The organism is Acidovorax sp. HDW3 (assembly GCF_011303755.1).
Lineage (GTDB): Bacteria > Pseudomonadota > Gammaproteobacteria > Burkholderiales > Burkholderiaceae_C > Paenacidovorax.
The window spans coordinates 984246-1006696 of record NZ_CP049885.1 but is presented as its reverse complement, the minus strand read 5'-3'; the positions used below and the strand labels follow the sequence as shown (position 1 = coordinate 1006696).

The window sequence follows — 22451 nt, the reverse complement described above, 5'->3', positions numbered from 1 at the left end:
TCAGACCAGGTTCACGCCCACCACGCCCTGGGCCACCCGCGCCTTGGTCACCCGCGCCAGCACCTGGCCCTGGGGCGCCTGCGTGCCCAACAGGCGGTGCACCTGGCGCTGCTCGCTGGTCAGGGCATCGGGGGTCACGGTGACCACCATATAGCCCTGGGCGTCGGTGCAGCAGTACTTGAGCCAGGGGTTGGAGTTGAGCCCGGCGAGCTGCTGCGCCAAGAGCAGCAAATCGGTGTTGAAGCGCGTATCGGCCTTGAGCGCCTGCAGCAGCTGCGCCGCCAGGGCGTCGAGCTGCGCCGCCGGCACGCCCGCCTGGGCCAGGGCCGCGCGCACCTGCACGCGCACCTGCTCGACCAGGTCATCGACCGTCAGGTTCCGCGCCGCACCCATGGTGTAGTCCAGCAGGTTGACGTTGACACGCACCGTGCCCCACTGCGTGCCGGTGGCAATGTCAAGCGGGTAGTACACCAGCGGCGCCAGATCGCTCGACAGGCTGCCCACCTGGTCCTTGAGGTAGGTAAAGAACGAGTCCGAGCTGACCCCGGCCGTGACCAGATCAACCATCACCGGCTGACCGCCACCGGCGGCGTCGAAGTCGGTGCTGACGGTGCCGGCAAAGAAGGAGTGAATGTCACCCGTGAGCGCCACGACGTTGCCAATGGCGTTGTCGGCCAGAAAGCGCATCAGCTCCTTGCGTTCGGCGTTGTAGCCGTCCCACTGGTCGGCGTTGAGGATGAAATTCTGGAAGAACAAGCCCAGCGCCGCCGCCTTGCCCGATTCGACGACGAAACGCGACTGCGCCTTGTTCTGGCGAATATCGGGCTGAATCCAGCCCACGGCGATGGCCTGCGCGCCAGCCCCGGCCTGCGCCTGCGCCCCCGCTGCCTGCGCCGCCAGGGCAGCGTCGTAGGCCGCAGCCACCACCTGCGCCTGGGCTGCGGTCAAACCCGCGCCTTGCGCCGCCGCCGGACGCTGGGCCACTACTGCGGCGGCCACGGCCTGCGCTGCTGCAGCAGCCACGGCCTGGCTGGCGCCAGCGGTGCTGGCGGCCACCACGGCAGCGGCCAGGGCCACGTTGCCACCCGTGCTGCTGGCAGCGGTGCTGGCAATGCTGGCGGCCAGGACGGGCATGGCGTTCAGGGCCAGGAGTGCGGCCATGGCGTCGGTGCCGTTGATGCCCATGCGCAGCAGCGACACCTCGTTGCCCCAGAGCTTCCAACGGCTGCCCGCCTGCATTTGTTTTTTCCACCAGGCGCGCTGGGTGCCGCCGAGCATGGAGGTTTTGTCCAGGCTGTTACCGGCAGCGGCCATTTTTTGCGCCTCCAGCCCCGCGAGCAGGCCCTGCGGCACCATGTAGCGCGCGCCAATGCTGCCGCCAATCATGGCCTCGTGCACGACGTGGTCGCTGCGGTACAGGCGCTCGTCGGTCATCACCAGGTGTGCGAGCTTGCCAAAGGTGAAGTCGCGGTAGATCTGGATGTTGAAGATGTTGTTGCTGCTGGCGTCAAAGCGCACGTCGGCCGGCATGAATTCGTACCAGGCGCGGTTGGCGCCGATGCGGCGCGCGCTCTGGTGCACGTTGTCGCCCTGGCCGGTGGCGGCGTCGTAGCTGCCCTTGTCGTAGGTTTGCGCGTCCTGCCAGCAGTCGTCGGAAAACTCGTGGTCGTCCCAGATGGCGATCATGGCAAAGCGCTCGTGCACTGCCTGCAGGCGTGCGTCGCTGCGGTACTGCTTGTACAGGTAGCGGTAATCGTTGAGCGAGCTGGCGTAGCGTGCGCCGCTGGTGCCGCTGACGAAGCTGCCATCGGGCAGCTGCAGCGGCGTGTGGCGCGCCTCGACCTGGCCCTTCTGGAAGTCGGCGCCCACGGTTTCGTAGATGTAGTCGCCCAGGTGCAGGAAGAAATCGACCGGTGCGTCGCTCAGCAGGTGCTCGTAGGCGGCCCAGTGGTTCACGCTCCAGTCCTGGCAGGTGAAGCAGGCAAAGCGCAGCTGCGCCAGGTCGCTGTCAGCCGCCGGCGCGGTCTTGAAGCGCCCGACGCGCGAGCGCGTGCCGCCAGCGCTGAACTGGTAGTAGTAGGTGCGCCCAGCGGCCAGGCCGGTGAGCTTGTGGCGCACCGTACCGTCGTAGGCGCCGTAGGCGGTCAGGGCCACATCGGCCACCAAGGCCCCGGTGAGTGCCTGGTTGCCGCCCAGCAGGGCCTCGTTGTCGGCTGCCGTGACGCACAGGCGCAGGGGCGCATCGCTGCCGCTGGCAAGCGCAGTGGTATCGGAGAACGCTGCCGGCACCACCCGCGTCCAGAGCACGATGCTGTCCGGGCGCGGGTCGGCCGAGGCGATGCTCTGCGGAAACTTCCAGGCCCCGCCGGCATCGCCGTCGCTGCTGCCGCCGCCGCAGCCGGCCAGGCCCGCACCCAGGCCCAGCGCAGCGGCGCTGGTGGTGAAGAAAGAAGAAAACTTGAGAAACTGGCGACGGTCGATGGCGGTCATAAATCCACAGCAGAGGGCAAAAAAACCACTGTAAAAAACCGCCATGTCACGGGCATGACAGGCGGCGCAGGGCGCGCACCGCCCAGCCGCCAGATATTAGGTGGACTTATTTTTTCCCCTCATGGGGTTGCCACCAACAGCGCCACGGCGCGCGCCTCGATGGCCGCGCCCTGCCCCACCGGGCCCAGGCGCTCGGCCGTCTTGGCCTTGATGTTGATCTGCCCCAACTCCAGCCCCAGCGCGGCGCTGATGCGCGCGCGCATGGCCGGGATGTGCGCCGCCAGGCGCGGTGCCTGGGCGACGATGGTGCTGTCGATATTGCCCACCTGCCAGCCGGCGGCGCGCACGCGGCGCAGCGCCTCGGCCAGCAGGGCCATGGAGTCGGCACCGCGAAACTGCGCGTCGCTGTCGGGGAAATGCGTGCCGATGTCGCCCAGGGCGGCGGCGCCCAGCAGCGCGTCGGTGATGGCGTGCAAGAGCACGTCGGCATCGGAATGGCCCAGCAGGCCGGCGCTGTGCGGCACCGTCACGCCGCCGAGCACCAGGGGGCGGCCGGGCACCAGGGCGTGGACGTCCCAGCCTTCACCAATTCTCAGGTTCATGGTTTGCTCTTAAAAAAGGAGCTGCTCGCGCTTGTCCAGCAAGGCTTACAGCCGAAAATTATGCAAAAAACGGGTTGCCGCGCGCATCGCCCGCCACCTGGCCGCGCCCGGCGCCAAAGCGATCGAGCGTGCCGCCGTGGCCGCGCTGCATGAGCACGGCGGTGGCCAAATCGAAGTCCTCAGGGTAGGTCACCTTGAAGTTCTGCGCCCCGCCGCGCACCAGGCGCGGGTGCAGGCCGGCGGCTTCGATGGCGCTGGCCTCGTCCGTCACCGCCGCGCCGGCGCGCTCTATGGCCTGCTGCAGCACCCCGAGGCGAAACATCTGCGGCGTTTGCGCCAGCCACTTGTTGCTGCGGTCCACGGTGGAGAGCACGCGCACGCCGCCGGGGCCATCCAGGGCGGTTTTGAGGGTGTCGGCCAGCGGATAGCCCAGCAGGCCGCCAACGCTGTCGTGCGCGCAGGCGTCGATCAGGGCGTCAATCTGCGCCGGCAGGATGAGGCAGCGCGCCGCATCGTGCACCAGCACCCAGTCTTGCGGCTGTGCGCCCCAGTCCGCCAGCGCCCGCAGGCCGCCGAGCACCGAGGCCGCCCGCGTCGGCCCACCGCAGGGCACACAGGCGTAGCCCGGGTGCGGGTAGCGCTGCAAAAACGTATCGTCCGCCGCCACCGCCACCAGCGTGCGCGCGATGCGCGCCACCTGGGCGAACGCTGCCAGCGTATGCAGCACCAGCGGCTGGCCCGCCACGGGGTGGTACTGCTTGGGCAGATCGGCTGCGGCCCCGGGGGCGAGCGCACGCGAGCCCGTGCCCGCGCAGGGCAGCAGCGCCCAGAACCGTGCAGTGGGGGAGGTTAAAGGGGGAGCGGAGGTCGATGGCATGGCGGGGATTTTAGAATTTCAAGCTCCTCTTGCCCGATTTATCGACCGACTAGGCGCGGCCCTGATGCAACTGCCCAAACTCTCCCCCGGCCACCGTTTCTCCACCCCCCGCCCCGTCTCCAGCAGCGACGCCCTGTACCTGGCGCAGCTCGCCGGGCGCGAGGCCCAGGCCCAGCGCCCCACGGCCATCGTCTGCGCCGACGCCGCCGACGCCCGCCGCCTGCAGGACGAAATCGCCTTCTTTGCCCCCGGCCTGCGCTGCTGCATGTTCCCCGACTGGGAAACCCTGCCCTACGACCAGTTCTCGCCGCACCAGGACTTGATCAGCGAGCGCCTGGCCACGCTGTGGCAGATTACGCAAAAAGGCCAGGGCAGCGGCGCCGACGTGGTGCTGCTGCCCGCCACCACGGCGCTGTACCGCCTGGCGCCGCCGTCGTTTTTGGCGGGCTACACCTTTCACTTCAAAACCGGCCAGCGCCTGGACGAGGCCAAGTTCCGCGCCCAGCTCACGCTGGCGGGCTACGCGCACGTGGGCCAGGTGGTCAGCCCGGGGGAATACGCGGTGCGCGGCTCGCTCATCGACCTGTTCCCCATGGGCTCGCTGCAGCCCTACCGCGTCGATTTGTTCGACGACGAGATCGACTCCATCCGCACCTTCGACCCCGACAGCCAGCGCAGCCTCTACCCCGTGCCGGAGGTGCGCCTGCTGCCCGGGCGCGAATTCCCCATGGACGAGGCGGCGCGCGCGCACTTCAGGAGCCGCTGGCGCGAGCTGCTCGAAGGCGACCCGACCAAGAGCCGCATCTACAAGGACATGGGCCAGGGCATTGCCACGGCGGGCATCGAGTACTACCTGCCGCTGTTCTTCGAGCAGACCGCCACCGTGTTCGACTACCTGGGCGCGCAGGCCACGCTGGTGCTGCATGGCGACCTGGAGGCGGCCTTTGCCCGCTTTTGGCAGGACACGCGCGAGCGCCACCGCATGTTGGCGGGCGACCCCGAGCGCCCGGCCCTGCCGCCCGAGGCGCTGTTCCTCTCTGCCGAGCAGTTCTACCAATGCGCCAAGCCGCTGGCGCAACTGGCCCTGCGCGGCGACAAGACGGACGTACCCGACAACGCCTTCGCCACCGCCCTGCCTGAGCTGACCGTAGTGCGCGGCGCGGACGAGCCGCTGGCGCGCCTGCAGCAGCACCTGGCGCAGACCGCACAGCGCGTGCTCATCCTGGCCGAGAGCGCCGGGCGGCGCGAGAGCCTGCTGGACTTTTTGCGCGCCTCGCGCCTGAGCCCGCCCGCGTTTGAATCGCTGGCCGCATTCCAGGCTGCGCCGGGCGAAAAAATCGGCATCGCCACCGCCGCCCTGGCGCAGGGCTTTGCCTGGGTGGAAGGCGGCATCGACCTGGTGACGGAAACCGAGCTGTTTGCCCAAGGCAGCACCACGCGCCGGCGCAAGAAGCAAGAGCAGGTGAGCGACGTCGAGGCGCTCATCAAAGACCTGTCGGAACTCACCCTGGGCGACCCGGTGGTGCACAGCCAGCACGGCATTGGCCGCTACCGGGGCCTGGTGCACATGGACATGGGGCAGAAAAACCCCGACGGCAGCCCCGCCCTGCAAGAGTTTTTGCACCTGGAATACGCCGCCAACGCCGTGCTCTACGTGCCCGTGAGCCAGTTGCAGCTCATCAGCCGCTACACCGGCGTCTCCGCCGACGAAGCGCCGCTGCACAAACTCGGCAGCGGCCAGTGGGAAAAGGCCAAGCGCAAGGCCGCCGAGCAGGTGCGCGACGCCGCCGCCGAGCTGCTCAACATCTACGCCCGCCGCGCCGCACGCGAGGGCCACGCTTTTCGCTATTCGCCGCAGGACTACGAGCAGTTCGTGGCCGACTTTGGCTTTGAGGAAACCGCCGACCAAAGCGCCGCCATCCATGCCGTGGTGCAAGACATGATTTCGCCGCGCCCCATGGACCGCCTGGTGTGCGGCGACGTCGGCTTTGGCAAGACCGAAGTCGCCCTGCGCGCCTGCTTTGTTGCCGTGACGGGCGGCAAGCAGGTGGCCTTTTTGGCGCCCACCACGCTCCTGGCCGAGCAGCACTACCAAACCCTGGTAGACCGCTTTGCCAAGTGGCCGGTGCGGGTGGCCGAAGTCTCGCGCTTTCGCTCGGGCAAGGAAATTTCTGCCGCCGTCAAGGGCATTGCCGACGGCACGGTCGATATCGTCGTCGGCACGCACAAGCTATTGAGCGAATCGACCCAGTTCAAGAACCTGGGCCTGCTCATCATCGACGAGGAACACCGCTTTGGCGTGCGCCACAAAGAGGCCATGAAGGCACTGCGCGCCGAGGTGGATGTGCTCACGCTCACGGCCACCCCCATCCCGCGCACCATGGGCATGGCGCTGGAGGGGCTGCGCGATTTGTCGGTGATTGCCACCGCGCCGCAGCGGCGCCTGGCCATCAAGACCTTTGTGCGCAGCGAAAACAACGGCGTCATCCGCGAAGCCGTGCTGCGCGAATTGAAACGCGGCGGCCAGTGCTACTTTCTGCACAACGAGGTCGAAACCATCGAGAACCGCAAGCAAAAGCTCGAAGAAATCCTGCCCGAGGCGCGCATCGCCATCGCCCACGGCCAGATGCCCGAGCGCGAGCTGGAGCGCGTGATGCGCGACTTCGTCGCCCAGCGTTTCAACGTGCTGCTGTGCTCGACCATCATCGAGACCGGCATCGACGTGCCCAGCGCCAACACCATCCTCATCACCCGCGCCGACAAGTTCGGCCTGGCGCAGCTGCACCAGCTGCGCGGGCGCGTGGGCCGCAGCCACCACCAGGCCTACGCCTACCTCATGGTGCCCGACATCGAGGGCCTGACCAAGCAGGCGCAGCAGCGGCTCGACGCCATCCAGCAAATGGAAGAACTCGGCAGCGGCTTTTACCTCGCCATGCACGACCTGGAGATACGCGGCGCGGGCGAGGTGCTGGGCGAGAACCAGAGCGGCAACATGCTGGAAGTGGGCTTTCAGCTCTACAACGAAATGCTGGCCGAAGCCGTGCGCTGCCTGAAAAACGGCCAGGAACCCGACCTGCTCAGCCCCCTGCAGGCGGCGACCGACATCAACCTGCACGCCCCCGCCCTGCTGCCCGACGACTACTGCGGCGACGTGCACCTGCGCCTGTCGTTCTACAAAAAACTCGCCACCGCCAAGAGCAACGACCAGGTGGACGGCCTGCTCGAAGAACTGGTGGACCGCTTTGGCAAGCTGCCGCCGCAGGCGCAAACCCTCATCGACGTGCACCGCCTGCGCGTGCTGTGCGCGCCCTACGGCGTGCTCAAGGTGGACGCCGCACCGGGCGTGACCACCCTCACCTTCAAACCCCAGCCGCCGGTGGACCCCATGGCCATCATCGGCCTGGTGCAGAAAAACAAGCACATCAAGCTGGCGGGCAACGAGAAGCTGCGCATCGAACGCGAACTGCCCGAGCCCGCCGCCCGCGCCCAGCAGGTGCGCGAACTGCTGCGCCAGCTGGGGCAGCCGCTGGCGGCGTGATGGAAATGGCCCCGATCGCTCCCCTCCCCCCTCGCGGGCTTGTGTATGCACACATCTTTTTTGATAGCACGTCACGCTGATTGGGCGCCGGTTTTCACTCCCTCCCCCCCCTGGGGGAGGGCGGGGGTGGGGGCCAGCGGCGCTTGCTTCATCAGCCTCTGTGCCCAATGCCAGCGGGCCCCCATCCCAGCCTTCCCCCAGAGGGGCTTGTGTATGCACACATCTTTTGACGGCTCCCATCCGCCTGGTCAAAGGGCGGTTTTTGCTCCCCTCCCCCCTCGCGGGGGAGGGGCCGGGGGAGAGGGGGCGCTGGCAGCACCTTGCCTATTCACCCCTCTCCCCAACCCTCTCCCACAAGGGGAGAGGGAGTGCAAACCAGCGCCAAACAAGCGTTGTGCGCTATCAAAAAAAGATGTGTGCATACATAAGCCCAGAGGGGGAAGGGGCAAAACCCCGCAGCGTGCGCAGGTGGCAGGGCGCTGTCAAAAAGATGTGTGCATACACAAGCCCTCGCGGGAGAGGAAGTGAAACCGTTATTGAACAAACATTCGGCGCTAGCGCCCTACCTATAAGCGCTAGCAGCTATCAAAAATATAGCAAACCACGCCATGGAACTCGACGCCACCCTCACCCTGCTGGCCCTGGCCGTGGCGCTGGCGCTGCGCCCCTGGCGCATGTTGGCCAGCGCCCGCCCGCTGGTGCACGAAGCGCACGGCGCGCCCGCTGCGCTGTGGACGCCGCTGCTCGCCACCCTGGTGCTGCTGCCCTGGCTGTGGGCGCTGCCGCACATCACGCACATGCCGCTGCAGCTGCAGTGGTCGGGCGCCTGCCTGGTGCTGCTGCTGCTGGGCTGGCCGCTGGCGGTGCCGGTGCTGTGCACCGTGGGCGGCCTCGCCTGGCTGCTGGCGCCGGCGCTCACCGCCGACGAGGCGCTGTCCATGGTGCTGTGGCATGGCATCGTGCCCGCCACCCTGGCGCTGGGTTGGGGCGTGCTGCTGCGCCGCTGGCTGGGCACGCGGGTGTTCGTCTACATCTTCGGGCGCGGCTTCGTCGGCACCGTGCTCAGCCTGTTCGCCGCCAGCTTGCTGGCGCAGGCGCTGGGCGAGAGCCTGCCGGGCATCACGCCGGGCCTGGGCCAGGTCGCCCGCTGGCTCATGGCCTGGGGCGACGCCATCGTCACCGGCATGACGGCGGCCATCTTCGTCGCCTACCGGCCGCAGTGGCTGGCCACCTGGTCGGACCGGCTGTACCTGGCACCACCGCCACCTGATCCAGGTCAAACCAAAAGTTGACCCAAAGCAAATACCCACAAAACCACAAAGGGCATAGTGTCACCATCACAGCACCCAGGAGGTTTTATGAAATTGCTGATCGACCTGTTCACCACCGATTACGGCCTCATGAGCATCACGGGCCTGTTCATCATTCTCATCATGGCCGGGTATTTCACCCGCCTGTTCCTCGGCAAAGTGGGAGGGGAGGCACCGCAAGAGAAGTAACACCGACGCGGGCATCCTCATTGGCACGGGCTACCATCGCAGGTTTTGTGACCTGCTTTGGTAGCCCGTTTTTTTGCCATGACCACTCCCACCGAATTCGCCCCCGGCCTTGTCGTTCAAGGCAAAACCGCACCGCTGCAGCTCGCGCATTACAAGCTGATCGCCTTTGACATGGATTCCACGCTCATCAACATCGAGTGCGTGGACGAGATCGCCGACATGGTCGGCTGCAAGGCCGAGGTGGCGGCCATTACCGAGGCCGCCATGCAGGGCGTCATCACCGACTTCAAAGACAGCCTGCGCCGGCGCGTGGCGCTGCTCAAGGGCTCGACGGTGGCCGATCTGGAGCGCGTCTATGGCGAGCGCCTGCGCCTGAACCCCGGCGCCGCCGAGCTGGTGCGCGCCTGCCAGGCGGCGGGGCTGAAAACCCTGCTGGTCTCGGGCGGCTTTACCTACTTTGCCTACCGCGTGCGCGAGCAGCTGGGCATCGACTTCGTGCGCGCCAACATGCTGGAGATTCGCTCGGGCGCGAACTGCGGCGAGCTCACCGGCGCCCTGGTCGATCAGCCCTGGGGCGATATCTGCGACGGCGCCGAGAAGCGCCGCACGCTGCTGGAAGTGGCGTCGCTCTTGGGCATCGAGCCGCACGAATGCATCGCCATGGGCGACGGCGCCAACGACCTGCCCATGATGGGCGCCGCCGGCCTGTCGGTGGCCTACCACGCCAAGCCCAGCGTGCGCGCCCAGGCCCAGGTGGCCATCAACCAGGGCGGGCTTGATCGCCTGCTGGAAGTGCTGCGCTAAATCCACGCCCAGGCAGTACCCGGGTTTTTACTACCATATTCATAGCTGCTAGCGCTTATATATCAAGCGCTACAGGCGTTTCTTGCTCAAATGTCATCGCATAAGAGACTTTTTTAATATATGAATATGACAATAAAAACTGCTGCGGCGCGCTGAGGCCGCACTACACTAGCCGCTGCCCGGCGCCGCCCTACCCTTGGCGGCGCCATTTTGCAAACCTTGCGAGGAAAACCGTTCCATGCTGAAGAAAACCCTGACCGCGATTGCCCTGGCCGCTGCCGCCCTGGGCGCGAATGCCGCCGACGCGGTGCTCAAGGTGGCCGCCACGGCCGTGCCGCACGCCGAGATCCTGAACTTCGTCAAGCCCCAGCTCAAGGCCGAGGGTGTGGACCTGCAGATCAAGGAATTCAGCGACTACGTGCAGCCCAACATGGCAGTGGAAGACAAGCAGCTCGACGCCAACTTCTTCCAGCACCAGCCCTACCTCGACAGCTTCAACAAGGACCGCAAGACCCACCTGGCGACCGTGCCGGACGGCAAGGTGCACGTCGAGCCCTTCGGCGCCTATTCGAGCAAGATCAAGAACCTCAAGGACCTGGCCGACGGCGCCACCGTGGCCATCCCCAACGACCCGTCCAACGGCGGCCGCGCCCTGATCCTGCTGGCCAAGCAGGGCTTGATCGAGCTCAAGGACCCCAAGAGCCTCACGCCCACGCCGCTGGACGTGGTGAAGAACCCGAAGAAGCTCAAGTTCAAGGAACTCGAAGCGCCGCTGCTGCCGCGCGCCCTGGCCGATGTCGATCTGGCGCTGATCAACACCAACTACGCCATCGAGGCCAAGCTCAACCCGACCAAGGATGCGCTGTTCATCGAAGGCGCCGATTCGCCCTACACCAACATCGTCGTCGCCCGCACCGACCGTGCCCAGGACCCGACGATTGCCAAGCTGATGAAGGCACTGCACACCCCCGAGGTGAAGAAGTTCATCCAGGACAAGTACAAGGGCGCCGTGGTGCCCGCCTTCTGAGCCCGTACTGTTGCATTGCGCGCACAAACGCTGCCTGCGGGCAGCGTTTTTTTATGGGTACTGACGCAAATCAGAAAAATGGATTTCGGAACGGCTACATAATGCGAACCATTCTCATTTCTAATCCTTTCAGGAATCCCGTATGAAGCAATCCTCTCGCATCGCCCTGGGCCTGGCGGCCTGCAGCCTGGCTTTTGCCGCTCAGGCACTGGAATACCCGATTGGCTCGCCACAGCAAATGGCGGGCATGGAAGTTGCCGCCGTGTACCTGCAAGCGGTCGAGATGGAGCCCGATGGCCATATGCGCAAAGCCTCTGAGTCCGATATCCACCTCGAAGCCGACATCAGCGCCCTGGACAACAACCCCAACGGTTTCAAGGAGGGCGACTGGGTGCCCTACCTCATGGTCAAGTACGAGCTGACCAAACTGCCTTCGGGTGAAGTCATCAAGGGCGACATGATGCCCATGGTGGCCAGCGACGGCTCGCACTACGGCGACAACGTCAAACTCAAGGGGCCGGGCAAGTACAAGGTCAAGTTCACCGTGCTGCCGCCCAACGCCAAAGACAACGCTCAAGGCAATCACTTTGGCCGCCACACCGACCGCCTGACCGGCGTGCGCCCCTGGTTCAAACCGTTTGAACTGGAGTGGGAATTCACCTACGCAGGCGTGGGCAAGAAGGGCGGCTACTGACCATGCGCCACCTGTCCCTGAGCACCACGGCTGCGGCCGTGCTGGCCCTGGCCTGCACCGCTCCTGGCGCCGCCCTGGCCGCCTCCGACGCCAGCACTGCCGCGCTGCTGGCCCAAATCGAGCGCCTGACGGCGCGCATCGAAGCGCTGGAGCAGCAAAACAAGGCCATGGACAAGGCCCTGGAGAGCGAACGCATCAGCGAACAAGAGCCCGAGTTGGTGACCCGCGTCAAAGCCGTGGAGCAGCAGGTGGCTGCCACCAAAAAAAGCACGGCACTGACGGAGTCCCTCTCCGGCCTGTCGGCCGGCTTTTCACTCACCACCGTGGCCCAGCGCCCCTCGCGCTCGGTGTCGCTGCCGGGCTCGCAGCTCGATGGCGAATTTGGTCACAGCCAGCTCAACTACCGTGCCGACGCCTACGTTGAAGTGCCGCTGGAAAGCATGGGCAACATCGACCACAAGGTCTACGGCCAACTGCGTTTTGGTCAGGGCGATGGCCTCAACGGTGGTAACACCTTTGCAGCCCCCAACGCCAGCGCCTTCCGCGTCTCGGCCACCAACCCCGACGACGCCGTCGGCGTACTGGCCCAGGCCTGGTACCAGGCCAGCATTCCACTGCCCCTGGGCGGTTTCAAGCCCCATTCCAAACAAACACTGGAAGTCACTTTCGGCAAGCTCGACCTGTTTGGTTTTTTTGACCAAAACCAGGCCGCTGGCGACGAAACACGCCAATTCCTCAACACCGCTTTCGTGCACAACCCGCTGCTTGACGCCGGCGGCGACATTGGCGCCGACAGCTACGGCTTTGCGCCAGGCCTGCACCTTTCGTACCTGAACCACAGCCAGGCCTCGGAGCCATGGCGTCTGTCGCTGGGACTGTTTGGTGCCGGCCAGGGCGCCAATTACGAGCGCGTGTTCTCCTCGCCACTGCTCATGGCGCAAGCCGAAACCCAGCTGCGCCTGTTTGGCGGCCTCAATGGCAACTACCGCCTGTACTACTGGCGCACGGGCCAGGCGCCGCACTTTGACGCCAGTGCCGAACCCGCGCACCGTTCCGGTTGGGGTCTGTCGGTCGATCAACGCGTGAGCGACAGTGCCACCGTCTTTGGCCGCTACGGCCAGCACATCCAAGGCGCCGGCGCACGCTTTGACAAGGCCCTGACCGGGGGCGTGGAGTTCACCGGCTCTGCCTGGGGACGCGGCAGCGATGCCCTGGGCCTGGCCGCAGGCTGGCTGCAGTCCTCGACCGAGTTCCGCAACGCCTCCGCCCAGTTGCCCGGCGACAACAACCTGCTGGCCTACGGCTACCAAGCCCAGGGGGCCGAACACCTGTTCGAGACCTACTACCGCTGGCGCGTGAACAAGCAGTTCGAGATCAGCCCCTCGCTGCAGTACTTTGGCCACCCTGGCGCCAATCCCGATGCCAAGCCCTACTACATCCTGTCCCTGCGGGCACAGCTGAGCTACTAAGGAGCGCAACCCATGATCGAGAGAACCGCCCTGTGGCCCCTGCTGCTGGCCCTGTGCACCCTCGGGTTCGCACCCGCAGGCCAGGCCCAGGGGCTGCCCACCTTTGCCGTCACAGCCAAAGACGGGCGGCTCGAACCTGCCCAAATCGAGGTGCCCGCCGGCCAGCGCATCAAACTCACGGTGCACAATGCCGGCACCAGCCCGATCGAGTTCGAGAACCTCGGTCTGCGGGTGGAAAAAGTGCTCGCTCCAGGTGCACGTTCCTTTGTCGTCACACCACCGCTCAAGCCCGGTGTGCACGAGTTCATCGACGAGTTCCACCCCGATACGGGGAAGATGCACCTGATCGCCAAGTAAGCCATGCTCAACGCATTCATCATCGTTTGGCGCGAAAGCCTTGAAGCGCTGCTCATCATCAGCGTGCTGCTGTCCTGGATTGCCCGCCAGCCCGCCATCGAATCCGCCGGCCTGCGCCGTGGCCTGTGGCTGGGCGTACTCGGCGGCATCGTTCTGGCCATGGGCCTGGGCTACGCCACGTTTGCCGTGCAAAGCGAGTTCGCAGGCGAATCGCTGGAAATTTTCCAGGTCATCATGGTCTTGAGCGCTGCCGCCCTCATCCTGCACATGGTGCTATGGATGCAGCAGCAAGGCCCGAACATGAAGCGCCAGCTCGAAAACCAAGCAACCCAAGCCCGCAGCACCTGGGGCATTGCCGCCATTGCCACCCTGGCCGTGGCGCGCGAAGGTGCTGAAACCGTGGTTTTCCTCTACGGCCTGGGGCTCGAAGGCAGCGGCGCTGCCTTGCTTAGTCTGCTGGGCGCTGCCGGCAGCGGCCTGTTGGCAGCGGCAGCCACCACCTGGCTGGCCGCGCGCGGGGCCAAACACCTCAACTACCGCACACTGTTTCGCCTCAGCGCCATCTTGCTGCTCATCATTGCCCACGCACTGCTCGTCAGCGGTGTCGATCGCATGATTGCCCTCGACTGGCTGCCCGCCCTGCTCGATCCGGCTTGGGACATCTCGGCCCTGCTCGACGATGGCCATGGCCTGGGCCGCGTGCTCGCCGACTTTGCCGGTTACCGCGCACGCCCTGCAGCCACCGTGCTCCTGGCCAGTGCCGCTTTCTGGTTCTTTGCCTTCTGGCGCATGAAGCCGCCAGCCGCCCCCCTGGCCTTGGCCGCCAAGGCGTAGAAGGTGCCGCCCCATTTCCCATGCCCTCTCTGACCGACAAACCGCGCACCATCACCATCACCCCGCCCAGACGCGCCCCTTGGCTGGCCCGTCTGGGCGACGCCATGGCGCGCCACCGCCGCACCATCCTCGCCCTGCAATGGGCGATTGTGCTTTTCTACGCCGTGCTGGTCGTACTGCCCGCCTTCTTACCGCACCCCCACCCAGAAGCGCGCCTGTTCTCCGGCGACTGGGGTGCAGCCACGTTTGTCGATGGTGCCGAATGCAACGCCAATGACAGCGACTGCCTACAGCCGCTACAGGCCAAAGCCCCCTACGTGGCGCAATGGTATGAACGCCTGGTGCTGCTGGCGCAGTACCTGTTCTGGGGCGTGTGGTGGCCTTTCGTCATCCTCTCGATCATGCTCATGGGCCGGGTCTGGTGCGGCGTACTCTGCCCCGAAGGCGCACTGAGTGAATGGGCCAGCCGCCACGGGCGCGGCGGTGCCATTCCACGCTGGCTGCGCTGGAGCGGCTGGCCGGTGGTGGCCTTCATCCTGACCACGGTCTACGGCCAGCTCATCAGCGTGTACGACTACCCGCAGGCGGCGCTCCTGATCCTGGGCGGCTCCACCGTCGCCGCCATGGCCGTGGGCTGGATGTATGGCCGGGGCAAGCGCGTCTGGTGCCGCTACCTGTGCCCGGTCTCGGGCGTGTTTGCGCTGCTTGCGCGTATTGCGCCGCTGCACTTCAAGCTCGACCGCGAAGCCTGGCAAAACTACCCGGCGCGCACGCCCGCCGTCGATTGCCCGCCGCTGCTGCAAGTCGGGCAACTCGCCAGCATGTCGCAATGCCACGCCTGCGGACGTTGCAGCGGCCACCGCGACGCCATGCAACTCGAAGGACGCTCGCCCGAGGCTGAAATCCTCGCCGCCCGCGCCGCCGGCTGGCCCGAGCTGCTGCTGCTGTTCTACGGCGTGCTGGGCGTGGCCATTGGCGCCTTTCAATGGACGGTGAGCCCCTGGTTCGTGCGCGGCAAGCAAGCCGCCGCCGAATGGCTGGTGGCACACGAGATTTTCTGGCCGCTGGACTACGGCGCCCCCTGGTGGCTGCTGACGCAATCGCCCGAAACCGGGGACGCCTTCAGCTGGCTCGACGGCGCAGCCGTGCTGACCTACATCCTCGGTGTTGCCCTGGTGCTGGGCAGCAGCCTGCTGCTGCTGTCCTGGGCCGCCGGCCGCCTGGCGCGCATGGACTGGCGCGCCTTGGCGCTGGCGCTGGTGCCCATCGCGGGCGCGGGCCTGTTCCTGGGACTGTCGATGATGACGGCCACGCACCTGCGCACCGAAGGCGTCCATCTGTCCTGGCTGCCCTGGCTGCGCGCGCTGCTGCTGGCGCTGGGCGGCCTGTGGTCCTGGTCGCTGGGCGCGCGCCTGCTGCTGCGTCCGCAGGCGGGCTGGGCGCGCATCGTGGCCGCGCTGTCCTGCTGGAGCCTGGCGGTGGCCGGCGTGCTCGGCGCCTGGGTGCTGCTGTTCTACGTCTGGTAGCCGCTGCACGGCCCTCCCCAAAAACAACGGGCGCCCTGGGCGCCCGTTTTTGGGCTGCGGCCTTACTTCAGCGCAAAGCGCACCTGCACCGGCTTTTTACCGGCCAGGCTGACCTGGGCCAGCACCTTGGTGCCTGCGGGCAGGGCAAAGTCCCCCTGGGCTTGCAAGCGTCCGTCGCTGGCGGGGGTGAGTTGCACTTCGCGTTTGTCACGGCCCACCAGCACGGTGAGTCGGGCGCTGGCGCCCTCGGTGGCCACGCTCTGGCCGTGGTCGCGCAGGTGCAAGGTGATGGCCTGGGCCGTGGCCACCAGTTCGTAGTCCACATCGGCCACTTCGGCCACCGTACCGCCGTGCAGCGGGGCGTGGCCATGGTCGTGCGCCCAGGCCGGGGCCAGGGTGCAGGCGGTGATGAGGGCGGCGGCGGCCAGCCAGATGGGTGCTTTCATTGCAAGGTTCTCCTATTCAAAGTCGGCAAAGCCGAAAAAATCAAAACGCCTCGGTGCGCTTGTCGTCCAGCAGCCGCTCGGCATCGCGCTTGCCAAACAGCCAGAACAGCACCGGGGTGAGGAAGGAATCGAGCAGCGTGGAGCTGACCAGGCCGCTGGCAATCACCACTGCCACGGGGTGCAGGATTTCCGTGCCGGGGCGCTCGGCCTCGAACAGCAGCGGCGCCAGCGCAAAGGCCGTCACCAGCGCCGTCATCAGCACCGGCGAGAGGCGCTCCAGGCTGCCGCGCACAATCATGGCGTGGTTGAACTGTTCGCCCTCGGCGCGCATGAGGTTGAGGTAGTGGCTGACCTTCAAAATGCCGTTGCGCACCGAGATGCCCGCCAGGGTGATGAAGCCAATGAGCGCCGCAATCGACAGCGGCTGGCCCGACAGCCACAGCCCCAGCACCGCACCCACCAGCGCCAGCGGGATGTTGGCCATGATGAGCAGCGCCAGGCGCGAGGACTGGTAGCGGCTCCAGAGCACGACGAACATCAGCGCCAGCGACACCAGCGAGAGCAGGCCCACCAGGCGGCTGGCCTCCTCCTGCGCCTGGAACTGCCCGCCCAGGGTGATGAAGTAGCCCTCGGGCAGCGGCGTTTGCGCCACGGCGGCGCGGATGTCGGCCACTACCTCCGACAGGGGCCGGCCCTGCGCGTTGGCGGCGAGCACGATGCGGCGCTTGCCGTCGTCGCGGCTGATCTGGTTGGGGCCGTCGCCCTCCTCGATGCTCGCCAGGCGCGACAGCGGCACGCGCCCCCGGGGCGTGTCGATCATCACCTGCGCCAGCCCATCGACCGAGCGTGCGCTGTCGGGCAGGCGCAGCACCAGGGCAAAGCGGCGGCTGCCTTCCACGATCTGCGTCACGCGCTCGCCCTCGACCAGGCTTTGCAGGGTAGAGAGCACCTGCGACGCGGGCACGCCGTACTGCGCGGCAGCGGCGTAGTCCACGCGCACGGCAATCTGCGGCGCCAGCACCTGCTTTTCCACCTCCAGATCGGCCACACCGTCGATGCTGGCGAGCTTGGCACGCAGCACCTCGGCCTGGCCGCGCAGGGTGTCGAGGTCGTCGCCAAAGAGCTTGATGGCGATTTGCGAGCGCACGCCCGAGAGCATGTGGTCGATGCGGTGCGAGATCGGCTGGCCCATGGAAATCGCTGCGGGCAGCGGCGCCAGGCGCGCGCGGATGTCCGCCTGCACCTCGGCCATGCTGCGGCGCATCTGGCTCGCGGGCAGCAGGCCCACGTCCAGCTCGCTCACGTGCACGCCCTCGGCGTGTTCATCGAGCTCGGCGCGGCCGCTGCGCCGGCCCACGTGCGTGACCTCGGGCACCTGGCGCACCAGGCGCTCGGCCTGGCGGGCGATTTGGGTCGAGGCATCGAGCGTCACCCCCGGGTTCAGGCGCAGGCCAACGAGCAGCGTGCCCTCGTTGAACGGCGGCAAGAACGTGGTGGGAAAGAACGGCACCGCCGCCGCTGCCACCAGCACCGCCAGCGCGCCCGCCGCCAGCGCCTGGCGCGGGCGCTGCAGCACGGCCTGCAGCGCGCCCTGGTAGCGGCGCTTGAGCCAGGCCAGGGCGCGGGTGTCGCCATGGTCGAGGTTTTTCATGCGCGGCAGCAGGTAAAACGCCAGCACCGGCGTGACCGTGACCGACACCAGGAGCGAGGCCAGCGTGGAGACGATGAAGGCCACGCCCAGCGGCACGAACAGCCGCCCTTCGATACCCGGCAGGGCAAACAGCGGCAGGAACACCAGCACGATGATGGCCGTGGCATAGACGATGCCCGAGCGCACCTCCAGCGAGGCCAGGCGCACGATCTCGATCGGGTGCAGGCGCGTGCCGGGCTTTTTCTGCCGGTCCATCTTCAGGCGGCGCAGCACGTTTTCCACGTCCACCACGGCGTCATCGACCAGGCCGCCGATGGCAATCGCCAGACCGCCCAGCGTCATGGTGTTGATCGACAGGCCGAAGTAGCGAAACACCAGCGCCGTCAGAAAGATGGACACCGGAATGGCCGTGAGCGCAATCACCGTGGGCCGCAGCGTGCCCAGGAAGACAAACAAAATCACCGCCACGAACACCGAGGCGCCGATGAGCTTGCCCTGCAGCGTGGTCACCGAGGCTTCGATGAAGCTCGCCTGGCGAAACGTGACGCGCGGTTTGTCCATGTCGGCGGGCAAGGAAGATTCGAGCGCCGCCAGCGCCGCTTCGATGCGCCCGGTCAGGGCGATGGTGTCGGCCGTGGGCTGCTTTTGAATGCCCAGGATGACGGCGGGCGCGCCCTCAAACCCGGCATCGCCGCGCTGGGGGGCGGCGGCAAAGGCCACCTGCGCCATCTGGCGCAGGAGCACGCTTTGGCCGTTGGGGGCGGCGATGGCGAGGTTTTGCAAATCCTCCAGGCGCGCCGTGCGCCCGAGGTGGCGAATGAGGTATTCGCGCCCGTTTTGCTCTAAAAAGCCGCCCGAGGTGTTGGCCGAAAAGCCCTTGAGCGCGGCCGCGAGCTGGTCGTGGCTGATACCGAGCTGCGCCATGCGCGCCGTATCGGGCTGCACCTGGAACTGGCGCACCTGGCCGCCAATGGGGATGACCTGCGCCACGCCAGGAATGGCCAAAAGGCGCGGGCGCAGCACCCAGTCGGCGTATTCGCGCACCGCCATGGCCGTGGTGCGGCTGGCGTCGATGGGGATGGCGACCATCATGATCTCGCCCATGATGGAGCTGATCGGCCCCATGCGGGCGGTGATGCCCGGCGGCAGCCCTTCTTCGAGCGAAGCAAGGCGCTCGGACACCATTTGCCGCGCACGGAAGATGTCCACGCTCCAGTCAAACGTGACGTAGAGAAAGGACAGCCCGGCGCTGGAGGTCGAGCGCACGCCCTCCACCCCGGGCAGGCCGTTCATGGCCGTCTCCAGCGGGAAGGTGATGAGCTGCTCGACCTCCTCGGGGGCCATGCCCCCGGCCTCGGTCATGAGGGTGACGGTGGGTTTGTTCAGATCCGGGAACACATCGACCGGGGTGCGCGAGAGCGTGAACGCCCCCCACACCATGAGCACAGCAGCTGCCACCAGCACCACCAGGCGCTGGGACAGGCTTTTTTCCAAAAGCCATTGAAACATTGCGGGCCTCTCTATGCGTCAACGCACCTGGTTGAGCAGCGCCGCGCCTTGCGTGGCCACGCGCTCACCGGCGTGCAGGCCCTCGGTCACGACCACATCGACGCCGTCGAGCGGCGTGTAGCGCACCGCACGCGGGGCGAACTGCTCGGGCGCAGTCTTGACCCAGACGATGCTCTGGTTGGCCGCATTTTTTTGCAGCGCCGCCAGCGGCAGGCGCTGGCCCGCCACCTGCGCGCGCGTGTGCACCTGCAGGCGCAGGCTCTGGCCCAGGGCCAGGCCGGCGAGCTGCGCCGCCGCGCCAGCAAAGGTCAGCGGCAGGGCCTGCTCGCGCAGGCTGCGCGCCGCGCCAATGAAGCGCAGCGGCACGCTCGCGCCGTTCCAGGCCAGTTGCGCACCGGCAATGTTTTGCGCCTGCGCCGGGTCGTAGGCCAGGGCCTCGATGTGCCAGCGCGTGGGATCGACCACTTCAAACACCTGCTCGCGGGCATCGACGATTTGGCCGACGGCGGCGCTGGCCGAGGCCACCACCCCGCTGACCGGGGCCACCAGCGTGTCGCGCTGCGCCAGCCCGGCGCCAATGGCCGCCAGGCGGCGCGTGAGGCTGTCCACCTCGCTTTGCGCGGCCTCGATGTCTTTGCGTGCCACGGTGTCGGCCAGCGCCTGCAGGCGCGCCAGACGCTGCTGCGCCAGGTGCTGCGCGGCCTGCAGCTCGGCCTGCTGGGCGCGCTGGCTGGCCTGCTCCAGGTTGCCGTTGATGGGCTGCACATAGGCCAGCACCTGGCCTTTTTTCACGCTCTGGCCCACGCTGGGCAGGCCCTGCGGCCCGGCCTGCAAGCGCCCGGCCAGGGCGGCCTGCACCTTGCCGCCGGCGTTGGGGTCCATGACCACGGTGGCGTTCAATTCAAATGCCTGCGGGTGCTGCCCGTCTTGCAGCACGGCGGTGCGCAGGCCCAATTGGTGCTGGCTGGGTTTGGGCAAAAACACGCTGCCGTCGGGCAGGCGCCGGGGGCTGTCGCCGCTGGCGGCGGGCGGCGGGGCGTCGTCGTGGCCCTCGTGGGCACTGGCCGCCCAAGGCAGGGCACAGGCGGCTGCGAGCAGCCAGGCCAGGGTGCGCTTGGCGGTGGTGGCAGGCAGGCGGGGCATCATGCGGCACCTCCTTGGCGCGGGGCTTTGGCACGCCGGCGTTCGCGCCAGAGCGACCACAGGCCAAACAACACGCCCGAGAGGCCGGCCGCACCAGCGAGCCAGCGCGTGCGCTTGCCGCTGTCACCCTTGGCTGCGGCAGGGCTCTCGGCGGGGGCGTGCCAATCGAGCTCGGCCGCGAGCAAATCGCTTTGCGCGCCGGCGACGATGGTGGCGCTCACCGCCGTCTCGCCTTCGGCCAGGGGGGCGGGCAGCTCGGCCTGGTACTGGCCCTCGGCCACGCGCTGCACGCGCAGGGGCTGGCCGGCCCAGTCGATGTCGAGCTGGGCGTCAGCGACCGGGCGGTTGTCGCCGGCATGGTCGAGGTAGAGCGACAACTGCCGTCCCTGCACGACGCCAACGAGTTCAAACAGCTCGCTGCTGGCGACAAAGCGCGGCGCGCTGGCCGTGGCCGCCGCAGCGGGCGCGTCGTCGTGGCCCTCGTGCGCCTGCACGGGCAGGGCGAGCGCCCCGGCACACAGCCACAAGCCCAGCCGGAGAAAAGAAATGGATGGCATACACAATTCCTGTTTACTATTAATTTGATAGCTGCTTGCGCTTGCCACACAAGCGCTAGAGCGCTTTTTCATTCAGGCAACAAACCCAGCGCCTGGCGCAGATCGGACTGCGCGGCGGCGGCGTCGATGCGCGCCAGCGCAGCCTGGCGCTGGGCCTGTTGGGCCTCTTGCTCCACGCGCAGCCGGGTGGGCCAATCGGCCTCGCCCAGGGCAAAGGCCCGGGCCACAAAAGTGCGGCTTTGCTGCGCCAGGGCGGCACTGCGCGCCAGGGCGTCGCGCTGAACGGCAGCAGCAGCAGCGCGCGCCTGCGCGGCCTGCGCCTGTGCGTGCAGGCGCTCGCGTTCTTGCGAGCTGCGCGTTTGCGCCTCCAGGGCCTGGGCCAGGGCGGCGCTCTCGCGCGCCTGGGCGCGCACGCCGGCGCCCAGCGGTACGGTGATGCCGATGGTGACGCTGCGCTGGTAGCGCTCATCGGCGGCGCCCCGGTCGCGCGTGGTGGCGAGGTTGAGCGTGGGGTTGGCGCGGCGCTGCACGGCCAGCAATTCGGCGCTGCGCTGCGCCACGCTGGCCTGGGCCTGGGCGTCGGCCAGCAGCGGGTGGGCATCGGCCAGGGGCAACACACCGTCGGTGGCCAGCGCGGGTTCGGCGCCCAGCGCCTCGTCGGCTACCGCGTCCCCGGCGCAGGGCAGCAGCACCGCACCACTCCATTGCGCCAGGGTGGCGGCAGCGGCGCGGCAGCCGCCCTGGGCCTGGGCCTCTACGGCCTCGGCCTGGGCGAGTGCGGCCTGGGCTTGCAGCAGCTCGCTGCGCGCCATGTCACCGGCGTCAAAACGGCGCTGCACGTCGGCTGCGAGCTGGCGCGCGCTCACCAGGTTGTCCTGCGCCAGGGCCAGGGCGCTGCGCGCGCGCTGGCCATCCCACCAGGCCTGGCGCACGCTGGCGGCCAAGTTCCATTGCGTGGCGCGCAGGCGCTCACTGGCCGCATCCACTTCGGCGTCGCCCAGCGCGGCTTTGCGGCTGCGCTCGCCGGGCAGCCACAGCGGCAGGCTCACGCCCAGGCTCAGCTCGCGGCTGCCATCGTTGCGCTGCCAGCGGTCGGTTTTGCCCTCCAGGCTGAGGGCGGCGGGTTCGGGGCTCCAGCTGTCGGCGCTGGCGCGCTCGGCCTGGGCGGCCTGGTGGCGCAGCGCTGCGGCCTGGGCCTCGGGCTGGCGCTGCCAGGCTTGTGCAAACAGGCTGGCCAAGTCCGGCGCAGCGCTGGCGGGCTGCAGCCCGGCGCTGCCCAGCAGGGCCAGGCAAAAAAGGGATCGAAAAGAACGCAAAGGCATCCGATGTTTCTCCAGGAGGAATGAACATCGGCAAGGCGCGGCAGCCTTGCGGCGCGGGCCGCAGCTGCCAAAACAATGGGTGCGGGCTGCCCAGCCCCGCCTTGCC

At 67.6% G+C, this 22451-nt stretch carries 18 protein-coding genes; 10 read left to right on the top strand and 8 right to left on the bottom strand.

All coding sequences use genetic code 11. The annotated features are described in order from the left end of the window. From G7045_RS04430 to ispD, 3 genes are all read right to left on the bottom strand, one after another. Complete coding sequence (locus G7045_RS04430) at nt 1-2490, bottom strand: alkaline phosphatase (RefSeq protein WP_166157878.1); 2490 nt, start codon at nt 2488-2490, stop codon at nt 1-3. A 119-nt stretch (nt 2491-2609) separates the two neighbouring features. Next, nucleotides 2610-3092 carry a 2-C-methyl-D-erythritol 2,4-cyclodiphosphate synthase gene (gene ispF / locus G7045_RS04425; RefSeq protein WP_166157875.1) on the bottom strand — a complete coding sequence of 161 codons (483 nt, stop codon included), beginning with the start codon at nt 3090-3092 and terminating at the stop codon, nt 2610-2612. A gap of 58 nt (nt 3093-3150) precedes the next feature. Next, on the bottom strand, nt 3151-3969 hold the full coding sequence (gene ispD / locus G7045_RS04420; RefSeq protein ID WP_166157872.1) for a 2-C-methyl-D-erythritol 4-phosphate cytidylyltransferase: 819 nt from the start codon (nt 3967-3969) through the stop codon (nt 3151-3153). 64 nt (nt 3970-4033) lie between these two features. On the opposite strand from ispD, the gene mfd reads away from it, so the two are divergent. From mfd to G7045_RS04370, 10 genes are all read left to right on the top strand, one after another. Further along, nucleotides 4034-7507 carry a transcription-repair coupling factor gene (gene mfd / locus G7045_RS04415; RefSeq protein WP_166157869.1) on the top strand — a complete coding sequence of 1158 codons (3474 nt, stop codon included), beginning with the start codon at nt 4034-4036 and terminating at the stop codon, nt 7505-7507. Nucleotides 7508-8115: 608 nt separating this feature from the next. Further along, on the top strand, nt 8116-8799 hold the full coding sequence (locus tag G7045_RS04410) for a hypothetical protein (RefSeq protein ID WP_166157866.1): 684 nt from the start codon (nt 8116-8118) through the stop codon (nt 8797-8799). 66 nt (nt 8800-8865) lie between these two features. Beyond that, complete coding sequence (locus tag G7045_RS04405; protein WP_205737206.1) at nt 8866-9006, top strand: DUF3149 domain-containing protein; 141 nt, start codon at nt 8866-8868, stop codon at nt 9004-9006. Between the two features lie 78 nt (nt 9007-9084). Then, on the top strand, nt 9085-9810 hold the full coding sequence (serB, locus tag G7045_RS04400) for a phosphoserine phosphatase SerB (protein WP_166157863.1): 726 nt from the start codon (nt 9085-9087) through the stop codon (nt 9808-9810). 238 nt (nt 9811-10048) lie between these two features. After that, nucleotides 10049-10837 (top strand): MetQ/NlpA family ABC transporter substrate-binding protein, encoded by a 789-nt coding sequence (locus tag G7045_RS04395; RefSeq protein ID WP_166157860.1) that lies wholly within the window; start codon nt 10049-10051, stop codon nt 10835-10837. A 142-nt stretch (nt 10838-10979) separates the two neighbouring features. Further along, on the top strand, nt 10980-11531 hold the full coding sequence (locus tag G7045_RS04390; protein WP_166157857.1) for an iron transporter: 552 nt from the start codon (nt 10980-10982) through the stop codon (nt 11529-11531). Between the two features lie 2 nt (nt 11532-11533). After that, the gene (locus G7045_RS04385; protein WP_166157853.1) at nt 11534-13000 is read left to right on the top strand and encodes a carbohydrate porin; all 1467 of its coding nucleotides are present in this window, start codon (nt 11534-11536) and stop codon (nt 12998-13000) included. 12 nt (nt 13001-13012) lie between these two features. Further along, entirely contained in the window at nt 13013-13357 is a 345-nt protein-coding gene (locus G7045_RS04380; protein ID WP_166157850.1) for a cupredoxin domain-containing protein, read from the top strand. A gap of 3 nt (nt 13358-13360) precedes the next feature. After that, nucleotides 13361-14191 carry an FTR1 family protein gene (locus G7045_RS04375; RefSeq protein ID WP_166157848.1) on the top strand — a complete coding sequence of 277 codons (831 nt, stop codon included), beginning with the start codon at nt 13361-13363 and terminating at the stop codon, nt 14189-14191. 20 nt (nt 14192-14211) lie between these two features. Further along, nucleotides 14212-15717 carry a 4Fe-4S binding protein gene (locus G7045_RS04370; RefSeq protein ID WP_240919269.1) on the top strand — a complete coding sequence of 502 codons (1506 nt, stop codon included), beginning with the start codon at nt 14212-14214 and terminating at the stop codon, nt 15715-15717. Between the two features lie 62 nt (nt 15718-15779). On the opposite strand, the gene G7045_RS04365 is transcribed toward G7045_RS04370, so the two are convergent. From G7045_RS04365 to G7045_RS04345, 5 genes are all read right to left on the bottom strand, one after another. After that, nucleotides 15780-16163 carry a hypothetical protein gene (locus G7045_RS04365; protein ID WP_166157845.1) on the bottom strand — a complete coding sequence of 128 codons (384 nt, stop codon included), beginning with the start codon at nt 16161-16163 and terminating at the stop codon, nt 15780-15782. A gap of 40 nt (nt 16164-16203) precedes the next feature. Next, nucleotides 16204-19323: an efflux RND transporter permease subunit gene (locus tag G7045_RS04360; protein ID WP_166157842.1), complete on the bottom strand. Its 3120-nt coding sequence runs from the start codon at nt 19321-19323 to the stop codon at nt 16204-16206. Between the two features lie 18 nt (nt 19324-19341). Then, a complete protein-coding gene (locus tag G7045_RS04355; protein ID WP_370521717.1) occupies nt 19342-20469 on the bottom strand; it encodes an efflux RND transporter periplasmic adaptor subunit in 1128 nt (375 codons plus the stop codon). Continuing rightward, entirely contained in the window at nt 20466-21023 is a 558-nt protein-coding gene (locus G7045_RS04350; RefSeq protein ID WP_166157839.1) for a hypothetical protein, read from the bottom strand. Before G7045_RS04350 ends, G7045_RS04355 begins: the two co-directional genes overlap by 4 nt. 68 nt (nt 21024-21091) lie before the next feature. Further along, complete coding sequence (locus tag G7045_RS04345) at nt 21092-22345, bottom strand: TolC family protein (RefSeq protein ID WP_166157836.1); 1254 nt, start codon at nt 22343-22345, stop codon at nt 21092-21094. Between the last annotated feature and the right edge of the window lie 106 nt (nt 22346-22451).

Coding starts and splice junctions, on each gene's coding strand:
- G7045_RS04430 (WP_166157878.1), bottom strand. CDS start 2,490: ATGACCGCCATCGACCGTCGCCAGTTTCTCAAGTTTTCTTCTTTCTTC.
- ispF (WP_166157875.1), bottom strand. CDS start 3,092: ATGAACCTGAGAATTGGTGAAGGCTGGGACGTCCACGCCCTGGTGCCC.
- ispD (WP_166157872.1), bottom strand. CDS start 3,969: ATGCCATCGACCTCCGCTCCCCCTTTAACCTCCCCCACTGCACGGTTC.
- mfd (WP_166157869.1), top strand. CDS start 4,034: ATGCAACTGCCCAAACTCTCCCCCGGCCACCGTTTCTCCACCCCCCGC.
- G7045_RS04410 (WP_166157866.1), top strand. CDS start 8,116: ATGGAACTCGACGCCACCCTCACCCTGCTGGCCCTGGCCGTGGCGCTG.
- G7045_RS04405 (WP_205737206.1), top strand. CDS start 8,866: ATGAAATTGCTGATCGACCTGTTCACCACCGATTACGGCCTCATGAGC.
- serB (WP_166157863.1), top strand. CDS start 9,085: ATGACCACTCCCACCGAATTCGCCCCCGGCCTTGTCGTTCAAGGCAAA.
- G7045_RS04395 (WP_166157860.1), top strand. CDS start 10,049: ATGCTGAAGAAAACCCTGACCGCGATTGCCCTGGCCGCTGCCGCCCTG.
- G7045_RS04390 (WP_166157857.1), top strand. CDS start 10,980: ATGAAGCAATCCTCTCGCATCGCCCTGGGCCTGGCGGCCTGCAGCCTG.
- G7045_RS04385 (WP_166157853.1), top strand. CDS start 11,534: ATGCGCCACCTGTCCCTGAGCACCACGGCTGCGGCCGTGCTGGCCCTG.
- G7045_RS04380 (WP_166157850.1), top strand. CDS start 13,013: ATGATCGAGAGAACCGCCCTGTGGCCCCTGCTGCTGGCCCTGTGCACC.
- G7045_RS04375 (WP_166157848.1), top strand. CDS start 13,361: ATGCTCAACGCATTCATCATCGTTTGGCGCGAAAGCCTTGAAGCGCTG.
- G7045_RS04370 (WP_240919269.1), top strand. CDS start 14,212: ATGCCCTCTCTGACCGACAAACCGCGCACCATCACCATCACCCCGCCC.
- G7045_RS04365 (WP_166157845.1), bottom strand. CDS start 16,163: ATGAAAGCACCCATCTGGCTGGCCGCCGCCGCCCTCATCACCGCCTGC.
- G7045_RS04360 (WP_166157842.1), bottom strand. CDS start 19,323: ATGTTTCAATGGCTTTTGGAAAAAAGCCTGTCCCAGCGCCTGGTGGTG.
- G7045_RS04355 (WP_370521717.1), bottom strand. CDS start 20,469: ATGATGCCCCGCCTGCCTGCCACCACCGCCAAGCGCACCCTGGCCTGG.
- G7045_RS04350 (WP_166157839.1), bottom strand. CDS start 21,023: ATGCCATCCATTTCTTTTCTCCGGCTGGGCTTGTGGCTGTGTGCCGGG.
- G7045_RS04345 (WP_166157836.1), bottom strand. CDS start 22,345: ATGCCTTTGCGTTCTTTTCGATCCCTTTTTTGCCTGGCCCTGCTGGGC.